This is a genomic window from Clostridium vincentii, from assembly GCF_002995745.1.
Taxonomy (GTDB): domain Bacteria; phylum Bacillota; class Clostridia; order Clostridiales; family Clostridiaceae; genus Clostridium; species Clostridium vincentii.
Genome location: NZ_PVXQ01000003.1, coordinates 30,292 through 43,303, shown reverse-complemented (window position 1 = coordinate 43,303; position 13,012 = coordinate 30,292). Strand labels below are relative to the sequence as shown.

The window sequence follows — 13,012 nt, the reverse complement described above, 5'->3', positions numbered from 1 at the left end:
TTTAATTTCCTCCTATATGACTAGCCTTATAGTATATTTCCAAATATTTTTCAACCATTCCTAAAATTGAATTGTTTCCTTTTGTATAGTCTTCAATCTCAGTATCATTACATAATTGAGCTGTTCCATCAAGAATACTTAAAACAGCAGCATTAAATTTCAATTGGTCTGCAGCAGGAACAGTAATACCTTTTCTACCTGTTAACTGTTCAGCAACTCCACCAACATCAAAACCAACTACAGGTGTTCCACATGCCATAGATTCAATTGCTACTGTAGCATAATTTTCAGCCAATGAAGGTAGTAAAAAAGCATCAGCTAACGAATAATACTCAGCCAACTCATCTTGATTATTTGTAAATGGAATTGTTAAAATATTTGATAATTTATCTATTAAATAGTTATTCTTTTTATTCCATCCAATAAGGATAAATTTTATATTTTGGTCTTTGAAATCATGTGCCATTTGTATAATATACTTAACACCTTTTCTTGGATCATCAAACCCAAATGCTATTCCCAATATTATTTTATCATTAACAGAAAAACCATATTTTTTTCTGCACTCATTCTTGTCTCTTTTATAAAAAACATTTTCCGTATCAACTCCATTATTTACTGTGATGCAGTTATATTTACCAAAAAACGACTGTTTTGCATCATCTGTCATCCATTCAGATGGTGAAACTATTATTTTGTTGTCTGTCTGTGTAAATAAATTTTTCTTCTGTTCCCACATCCAGTTTGTGTGATCAAGCCAATAGCTAGTAGGGTACTCTCTTAAATGCTGACACTCATAACAGCTTGTTTTCCATTTATCGCACTCATAATGGTATCCACAATTTCCAGAAAAAGCATGGCAATCGTGAAAAGTCCAAACACAAGGAATATTTTTTCTATTAATGTAGTCAAATAATATTTTATAGTTTAGATAGTAGCCATGCAATCCGTGTAAATGTATTACATCTGGGCAAAATTTATCAATTTCCATCACTAGTTTTTTAGTTGCGTTCCATGAAGTAAAACCATTAATTCCAATAAATCTTGTATTAAAACCCTCAAAGGCTAATTCAAACTTTGAACCAATTCTATAAATACCATCTTCATTAGTAACCTTGCCTCTACCATAAGCTACCATTGAACCATATCCATGCCTTTTAAGTTCTCTATGTATACAAGCTACAATTTTCCCTGCTCCACTTTGATTATAGTGGCTATTAATCTGAAAAATTCTCATGGTTAATCTTTTCCCACCTTTCTGAAACAAGATTATATCTTTTAATAACTCTTGCAGGACTACCAACAGCTATGCACTTATCTGGAATATCCTTATTAACAAAAGAATTAGCACCAATAATACTTCCATTTCCAATCCGTACACCAGGTAAAATACATACATTTTCACCAATCCAAACATTATTCCCTATTGATACGGATTTTGTATATAACGGCCTATCTTTAGGTGCAATTGATGGTGCAGAATCCTGACCTTGCATTGAATAATCACCATGATTTGTATCACTAATAAAAATCTTAGAAGCTAACAAACAATTATTACCAATGGTTACTTTTTCAAGGGCTACTATATGAACATTATCTCCCATTTTACAATATTGTCCAATTATAAGAGTTTTGAGATTATGGCCTTTTAAATCAAATCTACATGCGTAACCTGTAGTTAACCCTTCCCTAATCTGTAGACTTGATTTTCCCCTTATATATATTGGTCGCCTTATTAAACGAGCTGGTCTATAGAACAGTTTTGTACATAATAGTGAAAATATTGTTGAAACAAACTCTAAAAATGAATATTGATTTTTCATAAACATATCCCCACTTATCATAATAAAATTTCTCTCAACCACGATTCTATTGAGTATTTATTGTAAATATCATCATCATTTTTTTGATATGGGCTATTAAAGAATGATTTATCAATTCTTACATTTTTCCTATCAATAACTAATATATTATTCTCATTATAAAACTCGTGGTCTTTAATACTTTTATTTGTTGTAATAAGTTTCTTATTCATTCCGAGCATCTCTATCGTTCGCATTGTTAATCCTGCTTGTTTTGGGTGTTGAATATCTAGAACTACCCTTGAATCGTTTACTATCCTTGCAATATCAGTACTTGATAACTTTTCATGTGTAAATTCACTTTTCTTTGCATTGAAAAATTCTTTTTTTGTTAATTTATAATAAATGTATATAAAATCACTTTGCAAATAGCAGTGCATAAAACACTTCATTTTATATTGATCACAAATTTTTTTTACATTTTTAATTACTTTATATCTATCTGAATGAATTGTTCCTATAAAGCATAAATCATATTTATATTTATTATCTGATTTAATATCCTGACGATAACAATCCGCATAAAACAAAGGTCGGAATATCATATCATTATATTTCTTTGTATCCCCTAAATCAAAAGATAATATATTATCAAAATAATTATTTTTTTTAGTTATCCCTTTAATATTCTTAACGGTATCACATAAATATAATATTAATTTTGCATTAGGAAATGCTTTTCTAAATTTAGTTAGTATTTCACCAGTTATCATCTCACAATTTTGTATTAATATATAATTATAATCTTTTCCCTTAAATTCATTCAACATATTCTCGAAATATTTATTTGTCTTTCCTGAAAAAATATTAGGTGATACTTTAAGCAAAGCTCTGTCAAATGCTTTTGTTATACTTCTTGCATCATAATAATCTACGATAGCACCGAGTTCTCTCATTTTATTTGGAATAATCTTTTCATATCCAAAAAATGGAGGTGTCATAAACAATATTCTTTTTCCTTTAATTGTATCAACCTTATTCATTATTTATATAACCCCTTCTTCTTCATCTCTTCTATAGAAGCTTCATAATTATCTATTTCCGCTTTTTGACCTTCTACCCATTCAACGAAATTAGAAATCCCCTGTTTAAAAGAAATCTTTGACTTATAGCCAAGTAAAGAATTAATCTGATTCAAATCCCCTAGATTATGCCTTATATCCCCAAGTCGATAATTTCCGGATACTTTAATCTGGACGTCAGAATTATATTTTTCTTTCAGCGTATTGGCTACCGTTAATACATCCGTCTGCTCTCCAGAACCAACATTAAACGTATGGTAATTAGCATCATCCTTTTCAATTCCTAAAATAACCGCATCAGTAATATCATCAATATATACAAAATCTCTTGTTTCCAATCCATCTTCAAAAATATTAATGTCATTTCCATTTTTAATTCTAGTCGAAAAAATCGATAAGATACCAGTATAAGGATTTTTCAATGACTGTCCAGGCCCATATACATTTTGGAATCGATAAGCTACAACCGGAATACCGATTGATTTTCCTACAATCATGCATAACTGTTCTTGCGCCTGTTTCGTAAAGCCATATACAGACGTTGGATGCAATTCCGATAATTCATCCGTCGGAAGCATAGTAACTGTTTTTTTACAGATTGGGCATTTAACTTCATAATCCCCTTTTGACATATCTTCATCAATTCGAGATTCAGGATAAACAATGCCATGCTTTTCACATTCAAATTTTCCTTCACCATATACAGCACGCGAAGAAGCTACAACGAGTTTTTTGACTTGATTTTTTTCATTAGTAAGTACTTCAAGAAGTTTAGCAGATCCTTCAATATTAGTTGAAACGTATTTATCAATCTCATACATAGATTGACCAGTACCAGTCTCGGCAGCCAAATGAACAACAACATCAATGTCAATTAATGCTTTTCTCCAATCATTCGCATTAGCAACACTCCCCTTAATAATATTCACTTTTCCTTTAATCAAGTTATATGTATATGAATCATCTGGGTTTTCACCATGAATTTGCGGACTAAGATTATCAAGAACGGTTACTCTATATCCTTTGTTTTTTAGTTTTAATGCTAAGTCACTCCCAATAAATCCGGCACCACCTGTGATTAATATATTAGTCATATTTCAAATTCTCCTTTAAAATTTTTAAATAACTTCATTGATACAGTTAAAATATATCTTCTATAACTACTTTATTTCCACAAATGATAAACTTGATGGCACCCTACTTGTTTACATCCAACTTTATGATAAAAGTTAATTGCCCCCATATTTCTCACTTGAGTACCAACTCTTATTTCATCACAATCACGTTCATATGCTGCATACTCTACTGCTCTAAATAAACTTGTACCAATGCCACCTTGAACCACATTTTTTGACACAGCAACAAGTTCTACTATACAGGCATTATCTGAATATGAATGTAGCAAAAAACCATTAATCTCACCATTTTCATTTTTTGATAAAGCAAAATATTTATCTAGCTTTCCGAATGAATTTATCAACCACTGATGATAAACTTGATGCCCGCCTCGTTTAACTAATTCAGGGTCTTCTTTAAACTTTGAATATAGAAATTCTGCTATTTCAATAACCTGTTCATTCCGCTCTAATGCTTGATGAATTGTAATATTCTGTGCCTTATCATACGTGTCATGTAAATTCTTTTTGAACTGTATATTAACATCTGCCAAAAAAGCTGATGTATCCTTTCCAATCAATTGTGCATTAGTAGATTCCGAATTGCGATTCTCAATTGTAACAAACTGATAATCTTTGAATCTCCCTTTTAATTCATACCATTCCACTAGTGTCAGAGGTTTATGAATTATAGCTTTGGAGCAATTTACGCCAAAATAATCTGTATCCCATTGTAACTCATAGAAGGTAACTGAACTCTCTATGTTGTTATTTTTCATTGATAATTCCACCTCCCACACGTCCACTCAAAACTTACTGCTATCCTTAGTACTATTATCAGTTACGTATATATCCTCACGTTTCAAGACAGATGCAGCCGTTTTAAAAAATATCTTTATATCAAGGCATAAAGATAACTCATCAATATAGTAAATATCGTGTTTAATCCTTTCTTTCCACGGTATTGTATTCCTATGATAAGCTTGGTTAAACCCACTAACCCCTGGTCTAATCTCTAACTTGCGTTCTTCATTGCCTTCATAGAGTTCTTTGTGCTCTGGCAAGTCTGGCCTTGGACCGATAATGCTCATATCACCTTTGATAATATTTAAAAGTTGTGGAGTCTCATCAAGACTTGTCTTACGAATAAACTTCCCTATCTTAGTTAACCTTGAATCATCCTCTCCGTTAAAGGTAGACCCATCTTCATTTCTTATGTCCGGAGCACTTATTTTCATCGAACGGAACTTATACATTTTAAATATTTCTCCATCCTTACCAAGACGAGGTGCATTATAGAAAATTGACCCTTTATCTTGGAAATAAATAATTGGCCCAATAATAATCAATATAATAAACCAGAATGGCAGAGCTATTATCGATAAAATTAGATCAAATATTCTTTTGAAAAATCTTTTATACATACACTCACCCCTATTGTGCTACAGTAGCCCCTCTATTTAAAACTTCCCCTATTGCCATCTTCAAACTTTCACATACATGCTCCACATCCTCATCACTTAATAAAGTATGAAGTGGAAGTGTAATTTCATTTACATACTGTTTATAAGCATTTGGATAATCCTTTATATCAAATCCTAAATTCTTATAAGCTGTAAACATAGGAAGTGGTTTGTAATGCACATTTGTTGCAATGCCAGCTTCTGCCATATTTATAATGGTTTCATTTCGCTCAGTTTCACCTATTCCAGGTATCCTAGCTAAATAAAGATGGCCTGTAGACGCAAAGTCCTCACCGTAGTGTTTTAAATTTTTAATCCCTAATTCTATAAATGCTTTGTCATAGGCTTTTATAATCCCTTTACGTCTTTCCATCTGACCTTCATATCTACTTAGCTGTATTAATCCAAGGCTGGCTAAAATATCTGTCATATTGCATTTATAAGCGGGATAAACAATGTCATACTCCCATGAACCTATTTGAGTCTTTGCTAGTGCATCCTTTGATTGTCCATGAAGACTGTATAACATGAACTGCTTGTAAAGCCACTCATCATCTAATCCTAAGTCATTTCTCCAAACAACAGCTCCACCTTCTGCTGTTGTAAGATTTTTTACTGCATGAAATGAAAATGAAGTAAAGTCTGCAACCTGTCCACATTTCATACCTTTTCTTTCAGCCCCAAAAGCATGAGCTGCATCAGCCATTACGATTATTCTATTAAATAACCCTTGAATTTCATTATTTGTTTTGAACAGTTCTTTCTTGCGCTCTACAACTTTATATATTGTATCGTAATCACACATCTTCCCTGCTATATCAACAGGAATAATAGCTTTAGTCTTGTCTGTAATAGCATCAGCAAGTTTTGAATAATCCATCTCAAAAGAATCAGGAGCTGTATCAACGAGTATGATTTTAGCTCCTACATGATCTATTATTGAAGCAGATGCGGTATAGGTATAAGCTGAAGTAATAACTTCATCCCCAGGTCCTATTCCTAAAATACGAAGTGTAAGCTCCATAGCTGCAGTTGCAGAATTAAGGCATACAGCTTTATTTACGCCTATATATTCAGCTATTTTTCTTTCAAATTCTTTTGTTCTAGGGCCAGTTGTAATCCAACCAGACTTCATCGCTTTTATAACTTCTTCAATCTCCGCATCTGTAATGTCAGGTGGAGAAAATGGAATATTTCTTACTTTAATATAGTTCATTTAATTCCCCTCACTTTTTAATTTATATAAAGTAATCCATCAACGTTTATGAATAGTTTTATCCTTCCCACTCCTCACCTAATCCCATCATTCAATACTCCTATACTCTCAGCTCTCAACTACCCCCAGGCCATAGCTTCGCCCATTCACATAATATCCATCATGCTACCACCAGACTTACTATGACCTCTTAATCTTTCTATGGGGCCGAAACACCCAAGTCAGCTTCAGATTTTGTCCACTAATTCAATACCAAGTTCTACTATTCTTTCTTCATTCATAAAACTAATATTCACCTTTGCTCTACCTTTTCGAGAATCTACTTTTACAATTTGACCTTTGAATCCCACTAAAGGTCCTGCAAGTATTCTTATACTATCATTTTCTTTATATAATGTAGAAACACCTATATTATTATCCTGATTATCTATAAGTATCTTTAGTACTTTTAGTTCTTTTTCATCTATTGTTAAAACTTCATTTTCATTTCTCAGTAACTTTATTACACCATATACTTTTCTAATTTTGTAATAAACTTCTATATTTATGATACCCTTCGTCAAAACATAACCTGGAAACAGCTTTCTTTTTACATTATGCCATTTTCCATTTTTTCTTTCTCTAAGTTCTCTTGTTGGAATAATGAATTTATACTCATCTCCAATTTCTTTTTCAAGGATTTTTTTTACTTTTTCTTCTTGGTTTACATTTACGTATAATACGAACCATGATTCTTGTTTTTGAAAATACAAATGTAGTCGCTCCTTTACAAGTTGCTCACATATGTTGTTTGTTGTGGATACTAATATTGACAGACAACTAGTATTTTCATAACTTCGTATTTTCCTCATATGTAGATTCATGGGTAGCAACAGCTTCTGCCCTTATTTTCTCCAACTCACTCCAGCCACCTTGAACAATTTCATCGTGTTTTAACACAGAAGCAATAGTTCAAAAAAATATTTAACATCCATTCCAAAGCTCATTCTTTCCACATATTCACCATCAAACTCTGCCATTACTTCAAATGGCAGTTCATCCCTACCATTGATTTGAGCCCACCCTATAAGTCCTGGTGGAATATCATTCCTTTTTTCTTACTGCCATCTTTTAATTATTTCCCCTTTTATATCCTGGAACTAATTCCTTTAATTTCACCCTTAACATATCCTCATTTCCTACTATTACAGTGTCCATAAGCTCATTAATCTGTCCTTTCAGCACCTTAAAACTAACTGTACTTAGTTTTTCTATAAAAATTCTCTCATGCTCTGTATTTATTAATCCTTCTTCCTTCATTAAAAGTTCCTCATAAAGTTTTTCTCCAGGTCTTAATCCAATAATATTTAACTTAATATCTTTACCCGGTTCATAACCTGAAAGTCTAATTAGATTTTCAGCTAAATCATATATTTTAACTGGACTTCCCATATCTAAAACAAAAATTTCTCCACCTTTTGCATAATCTACAGCTTGAAGTACAAGCTGAGAAGCTTCAGGGATAGTCATAAAATATCTAGTAATATCCATATGGGTTAAGGTTATAGGACCACCCTTTGCAATTTGTCTTTTAAAGAGTGGAACTACTGAACCGTTTGAGCCTAAAACATTACCAAATCTAACCGCAACAAATTCTGTTTCACTTTCTTCGTCAATAGCCTGTATTATCATTTCACATATTCTTTTTGTAGCCCCCATTATATTAGTAGGGTTAACTGCTTTATCCGTAGAGATCAGAATGAATTTTTCCACTTTAAACTCACTTGCAAACTCCGCTACATTTAAAGTCCCTATAACATTGTTTTTTATAGCCTCCGTTGGATTCTCCTCCATTAAAGGAACATGTTTATGGGCTGCTGCATGAAATATAACCTGAGGTTTGTATTTTGAATAAATATATCTTAATCTTTCTCTATCTCTTACCGATCCAATTAAGGTCTTTAAATTTAAGTCTTCTTTATATTCTAAAAGTTCATTTTGAATGTTATAAGCATTGTTTTCGTAAATATCTAATATAATAAGTTCTCTCGGATTAAATTTAACTATCTGCCTACATAACTCTGAACCTATAGAGCCACCTCCCCCAGTAACCAAAATCACTTTATCTTCTATATAATCAGCAATTCCATCCAAATCTAATTCAATTGGTTCTCTTCCCAGTAGATCTTCCACATCCACATCCCTTATCTTACTTAAGTTAAACTTACCATCTATGATTTCAGAAACCCCTGGCATTATCTTGATTTGTGCACTAGTTTTTTTGCAATAATAAATTATTTCTTTTAAATCTTTTTCTTTTAACAGTGAAATTGTAATTATAATTTCCTGTATATTTTTTGTTTTCACAAGTTCAGGTATCATTTCTCTATTTCCTTCAACCTTAATTCCAGCAACAAATGTCCCTAATTTTTCTTTGTTGTCATCAACTAAAACAATAATTTTTTTCTTCCATTTCGAATTCTTCTTACATTCATTTATTACCATCGATCCAGCACTTCCAGCTCCTACAACAAGAACTCTTTTTACATCTACATCTCTTTCTATCTTAAGATATGAAAATATTCTTTTTACTATCCTTAAACCTATTCTCATTCCATTACATTCCAATATAATAATTACCCCAGCCATAACTGTTACCATTATAGGAATTCTATTTTCATCTAATAATGACAAAACAACAACAATAAATAATGCTGAAATTGTTGCTAAAACTCCTAAAGAAAATTCTTCGATGCTTGCTATAGTCCAAATACTCCTATATTGTTTATAAATAGCAAAAAGAAATATATAAATCAAAACTATTCCACATATTCTTAAGAAATTCTCACTATAGCTATTAATTATTTCCTTCATATTTACATTTATAAATTTAAATCTAAAGCATAATGCAAGAAAGTAGGCTACATGTATTAGGAAAGAATCCATAAATAGCAGTATAGTAATCTGTGTTCTCTTATTAGCTCTCACTATTGCGCCTTACTTCTACTATTGATCCTTATTATTTTTTGCTTCATTCTTATTCTCCTCATCATCACTATAATAGTAATAATATTTATCTTTTTTATTTTCTACTTTATTTAATATAACTCCTAGAATATTACCTCTAACCTTATTTAATAAATCTTTTGCTTGAAGCAAGGATTTCCTCTTAGTAGATCCTGCTTTTACCACTAGAATTACCCCATCTACTTTAGTTGAAAGTATTTGCGCATCAGTAACAAGTTGGAGTGGAGGTGAATCTATAATTATTACATCATACTTAGACTTTGTTATTCCCAGTAAAAGTTCCATGGCTTTAGAATCTAACATTTCTGATGGATTTGGAGATATTTTCCCTGCTGTTAATATGCTTAAGTTCTCTGAATAATTGTTAACTGCCTCATCTAATTCTTTATTTCCAACTAATACATCTGAAAGTCCTATTAAATTGGATAACTTAAATTCTTTGTGTATAGATGATTTTCTTAAATCGCAATCAATAATTATTGTCTTCTTTTCTGATTGTGCAAATGCAAAAGCGAGATTACAAACAGTTATAGTCTTACCTTCTCCCGGCTCTGTACTTGTAACAACCATGCTTCTTATCTCATTATCTAAAGATGAATATTGTATATTAGTTCGTATGCTCCTATAAGCTTCAGAGGCTATTGACTTAGGCTTTTCTTCTAATTCAAACATGCCTTATCGCCTCCTAATACCGTTAAATTTTGGAATCACTCCTAAAACGGGCAATTTTATTTCTTTTTCAAGTTCTTCCTTGTATGAAAAAGTAGTATCCTTAAAATCTAAAATAATAGCCACTCCCAGTCCTGTAATAATTCCTAATAATAGACCAATTGAAATATTAAGTATCTTATTAGGGCTAACTGGATTTTCTGGTAAGCTGGCCTTTTCAATAATTTGTACATTGGCATTTGGAATTAGTTTAGTAGATACAATTATAAACTCATTAGTTAATTCTTCTGCAACCTGCTTTGCCTCAGCCTTATCATAACTTGAATATTTTATTTCTAGTATCTGTGTATCTGTTTTTGGAGCAACATTTAGATTGCTTAAGATTTCTTCTTTTGTTGATGTTATATTTCCACCTTCTATTGCACTTTCGACAAAATTCTTTGTCATTATTACATTTGAATATGTCTTTAATAGCTGTTGATACATCTGAATATCGCTACTGGTATACTCTTGAATATTATTACTACTTTCCTTTCCCACAAATACTTTTGTACTAGCCTCATATTTAGGTTTAATTAAATATAAACTTACAAAAATAGTGAAAGTAGTAATAATAAGTGTTGTTAAAACTATTATCTTCCATCTTTTTCTTAATGCATCTATAATCTCAGGAAGCGTTATGCTTTCTTCTCCCATTTTAATCCTCCAATTATTAATTGTTATATTTTAATACTATGTATTTATATATATATTGTTACATTAAATAATTGTAATATATTAGACTTTTATATAATTAAGTAACATATTCTGCACTATCCTTATATTTTATAAGGTTTATAGAAACAAAAAAGCATCCATTAAAGATGCTTTTTTATAATTAACCTATCCACACTATTAAATTGCGAATTTATTCTTTTTATGTTATATTTATCATAAAAAAGGATGTGTTTACCAATGAATATATTGAAATCTTTACCAACGAATATAGTGAAAGATTATATAAGGCGATCTTTTTTAGAACCTAAAGATAAAGTTAGGAACTTTAATAATATAAGAGCTTTATTCGATTTATCCTATAAATCGAAATATACTATAGATGATTTAACCTGGGATGATTTGATGATGGATGATATATTTTCTAAAATAGATAGAACCTATTCAAGCGCAGGAGAGGCTTCTTTATATAGTGTCCTTAGAAATCCTTTAATGGATGAGGCTAAACTAAATGAGAGAAGTAAAATTATATCTTTATTTAAGAAAAATACTTCTTTAAGTGGAGACTTAAGAATTATACTTTTTAATATGGGATTTGATTCTAAAAATAGATTAATAGAAATGATTGAAGGATTACTGTCTGTAAGTAAAGTAAAATGTTATTTATATACTTTACTTGGACAAGTCCTACCTCCTCTTATGATATTTTTAGCAATTATATTTAAAGAACCTTATTTTATGTTTCCTTTTACAGGTCTAGTATATATTAATATAGTTATAAATCAAAAAGAAATCACTACTGTTAAAGCAACCGGTCTTATTTATCTTAGAAATTTATTAACAGCTAGCAAAAAAATTTCAAAGATTGAAAATGAAAATCTTCAAAGTTATAAATCCAGAATTGATTTACTTTTAAGGGAACTAAAATTAATTGATAAGAGTACCCGTCTAATTAAGGTTCTGAATGGACTTGGTGGGTTCCTTCAATTCTTTTCAGTTCCATTTTTAATTGAAGAAACAATCTATTACAAAATAAGCGGTCAATTAATAGAAAAAGAGGCTCAAATTCTAGAATTATATTACTTAGTTGGAGAAATTGATGCTTTTATATCTATTGCAAGTTATAAAACTAGCTTCACTAAATGGTGTACACCTAAGTTTACCCAGGTCACCTCGTTGAATATGGTAGAGGGAATACATCCTCTTCTTGATATTCCAGTTGCGAATTCAATAGAAATATCAACTAAAGGTATAGTCTTAACTGGAACTAACATGTCAGGAAAATCCACTTTTATAAGAATGATAAGTCTTAATATTTTATTGGCACAATGCTTTGATTTTGTATTTGCCGATGAGTATGAAGCTTGCTTTTTTAATATAGTCTCTTCAATAAGTCCTAAGGATGATATTAAAAGCGGTAAAAGCTATTACATGGCCGAAGCTGAATCTATTTTAAGAATTTTAAATTCTCTTGAAGATGATATACCAGTTTTTTGCCCTATTGATGAGATTTTTAGAGGGACAAATCCTCTAGAAAGAATAGCTTCTTCAGCTGAAATTTTAAATTACATAAACAAAAGAGATGCTATTTGCATTGTAGCAACCCATGATAGAGAACTTTGCGATATGCTAAAGGATAGCTATAAATTTTATTATTTTAGTGAAGATGTTAACAACGATAGTGGTTTAAGCTTCGATTATAAGCTTAAGAACGGTGTCTCTAAAACTAGAAATGCTATTAAGCTTCTTGAATTTGTAGGCTATCCTAAGGAAATTACTGAAGCTGCTTTCAAAAGATCTGACCTTATGGAAAGTAATATTTAAATTTAGCATTTATAAACAATTAATTTTAATTCAATTAGCTTCCTACATAGTTCATAGTATGTTAATTATTATCTTATTATTTCTGTAATTTATATATGTTTTTCCTTATTTACTTTTAATA

General features: G+C 30.8%; 13 protein-coding genes. 1 reads left to right on the top strand and 12 read right to left on the bottom strand.

The annotated features are described in order from the left end of the window. Nucleotide 1: 1 nt before the first annotated feature. The 12 genes from CLVI_RS01910 to CLVI_RS01855 all read right to left on the bottom strand — a co-directional run bounded on the left by CLVI_RS01910 (nucleotide 2) and on the right by CLVI_RS01855 (nucleotide 11,049). Nucleotides 2-1,237: a glycosyltransferase gene (locus CLVI_RS01910; RefSeq protein ID WP_106058422.1), complete on the bottom strand. Its 1,236-nt coding sequence runs from the start codon at nucleotides 1,235-1,237 to the stop codon at nucleotides 2-4. After that, nucleotides 1,218-1,823, bottom strand: coding sequence for a DapH/DapD/GlmU-related protein (locus tag CLVI_RS01905; RefSeq protein ID WP_106058535.1), 606 nt, complete (start codon nucleotides 1,821-1,823; stop codon nucleotides 1,218-1,220). Before CLVI_RS01905 ends, CLVI_RS01910 begins: the two co-directional genes overlap by 20 nt. Nucleotides 1,824-1,840: 17 nt before the next feature. Next, nucleotides 1,841-2,845 carry a WaaS/CpsH family glycosyltransferase gene (locus tag CLVI_RS01900; protein ID WP_106058421.1) on the bottom strand — a complete coding sequence of 335 codons (1,005 nt, stop codon included), beginning with the start codon at nucleotides 2,843-2,845 and terminating at the stop codon, nucleotides 1,841-1,843. Further along, the gene (locus tag CLVI_RS01895) at nucleotides 2,845-3,978 is read right to left on the bottom strand and encodes an NAD-dependent epimerase/dehydratase family protein (protein ID WP_106058420.1); all 1,134 of its coding nucleotides are present in this window, start codon (nucleotides 3,976-3,978) and stop codon (nucleotides 2,845-2,847) included. The genes CLVI_RS01900 and CLVI_RS01895 overlap by 1 nt, the downstream gene beginning before the upstream one ends. A 71-nt stretch (nucleotides 3,979-4,049) precedes the next feature. Beyond that, nucleotides 4,050-4,778, bottom strand: coding sequence for a GNAT family N-acetyltransferase (locus CLVI_RS01890; protein WP_106058419.1), 729 nt, complete (start codon nucleotides 4,776-4,778; stop codon nucleotides 4,050-4,052). A 27-nt stretch (nucleotides 4,779-4,805) separates the two neighbouring features. Then, complete coding sequence (locus CLVI_RS01885) at nucleotides 4,806-5,423, bottom strand: sugar transferase (RefSeq protein ID WP_106058418.1); 618 nt, start codon at nucleotides 5,421-5,423, stop codon at nucleotides 4,806-4,808. Nucleotides 5,424-5,433: 10 nt separating this feature from the next. Further along, nucleotides 5,434-6,678, bottom strand: a complete 1,245-nt coding sequence (locus CLVI_RS01880) for a DegT/DnrJ/EryC1/StrS family aminotransferase (protein WP_106058417.1) — start codon at nucleotides 6,676-6,678, stop codon at nucleotides 5,434-5,436. 227 nt (nucleotides 6,679-6,905) lie between these two features. Beyond that, nucleotides 6,906-7,430 carry an antiterminator LoaP gene (gene loaP / locus CLVI_RS01875; protein WP_106058416.1) on the bottom strand — a complete coding sequence of 175 codons (525 nt, stop codon included), beginning with the start codon at nucleotides 7,428-7,430 and terminating at the stop codon, nucleotides 6,906-6,908. Between the two features lie 180 nt (nucleotides 7,431-7,610). After that, on the bottom strand, nucleotides 7,611-7,712 hold the full coding sequence (locus CLVI_RS18045) for a hypothetical protein (RefSeq protein ID WP_341458730.1): 102 nt from the start codon (nucleotides 7,710-7,712) through the stop codon (nucleotides 7,611-7,613). 76 nt (nucleotides 7,713-7,788) lie between these two features. Then, nucleotides 7,789-9,603 (bottom strand): polysaccharide biosynthesis protein, encoded by a 1,815-nt coding sequence (locus tag CLVI_RS01865; RefSeq protein ID WP_106058415.1) that lies wholly within the window; start codon nucleotides 9,601-9,603, stop codon nucleotides 7,789-7,791. A gap of 60 nt (nucleotides 9,604-9,663) precedes the next feature. Further along, nucleotides 9,664-10,356, bottom strand: coding sequence for a CpsD/CapB family tyrosine-protein kinase (locus CLVI_RS01860; protein ID WP_106058414.1), 693 nt, complete (start codon nucleotides 10,354-10,356; stop codon nucleotides 9,664-9,666). Nucleotides 10,357-10,359: 3 nt separating this feature from the next. Beyond that, nucleotides 10,360-11,049 carry a YveK family protein gene (locus tag CLVI_RS01855; protein WP_106058413.1) on the bottom strand — a complete coding sequence of 230 codons (690 nt, stop codon included), beginning with the start codon at nucleotides 11,047-11,049 and terminating at the stop codon, nucleotides 10,360-10,362. Nucleotides 11,050-11,307: 258 nt separating this feature from the next. Between CLVI_RS01855 and CLVI_RS01850 the strand changes: the two genes are divergently transcribed. Next, complete coding sequence (locus tag CLVI_RS01850; RefSeq protein ID WP_106058412.1) at nucleotides 11,308-12,891, top strand: MutS-related protein; 1,584 nt, start codon at nucleotides 11,308-11,310, stop codon at nucleotides 12,889-12,891. Nucleotides 12,892-13,012: the final 121 nt, after the last annotated feature.

Bases quoted from the DNA above. Each gene is read 5' to 3' on its own strand.
- CLVI_RS01910 (WP_106058422.1), bottom strand. From the start codon at position 1,237: ATGAGAATTTTTCAGATTAATAGCCACTATAATCAAAGTGGAGCAGGG.
- CLVI_RS01905 (WP_106058535.1), bottom strand. From the start codon at position 1,823: ATGAAAAATCAATATTCATTTTTAGAGTTTGTTTCAACAATATTTTCA.
- CLVI_RS01900 (WP_106058421.1), bottom strand. From the start codon at position 2,845: ATGAATAAGGTTGATACAATTAAAGGAAAAAGAATATTGTTTATGACA.
- CLVI_RS01895 (WP_106058420.1), bottom strand. From the start codon at position 3,978: ATGACTAATATATTAATCACAGGTGGTGCCGGATTTATTGGGAGTGAC.
- CLVI_RS01890 (WP_106058419.1), bottom strand. From the start codon at position 4,778: ATGAAAAATAACAACATAGAGAGTTCAGTTACCTTCTATGAGTTACAA.
- CLVI_RS01885 (WP_106058418.1), bottom strand. From the start codon at position 5,423: ATGTATAAAAGATTTTTCAAAAGAATATTTGATCTAATTTTATCGATA.
- CLVI_RS01880 (WP_106058417.1), bottom strand. From the start codon at position 6,678: ATGAACTATATTAAAGTAAGAAATATTCCATTTTCTCCACCTGACATT.
- CLVI_RS01865 (WP_106058415.1), bottom strand. From the start codon at position 9,603: ATGGATTCTTTCCTAATACATGTAGCCTACTTTCTTGCATTATGCTTT.
- CLVI_RS01860 (WP_106058414.1), bottom strand. From the start codon at position 10,356: ATGTTTGAATTAGAAGAAAAGCCTAAGTCAATAGCCTCTGAAGCTTAT.
- CLVI_RS01855 (WP_106058413.1), bottom strand. From the start codon at position 11,049: ATGGGAGAAGAAAGCATAACGCTTCCTGAGATTATAGATGCATTAAGA.
- CLVI_RS01850 (WP_106058412.1), top strand. From the start codon at position 11,308: ATGAATATATTGAAATCTTTACCAACGAATATAGTGAAAGATTATATA.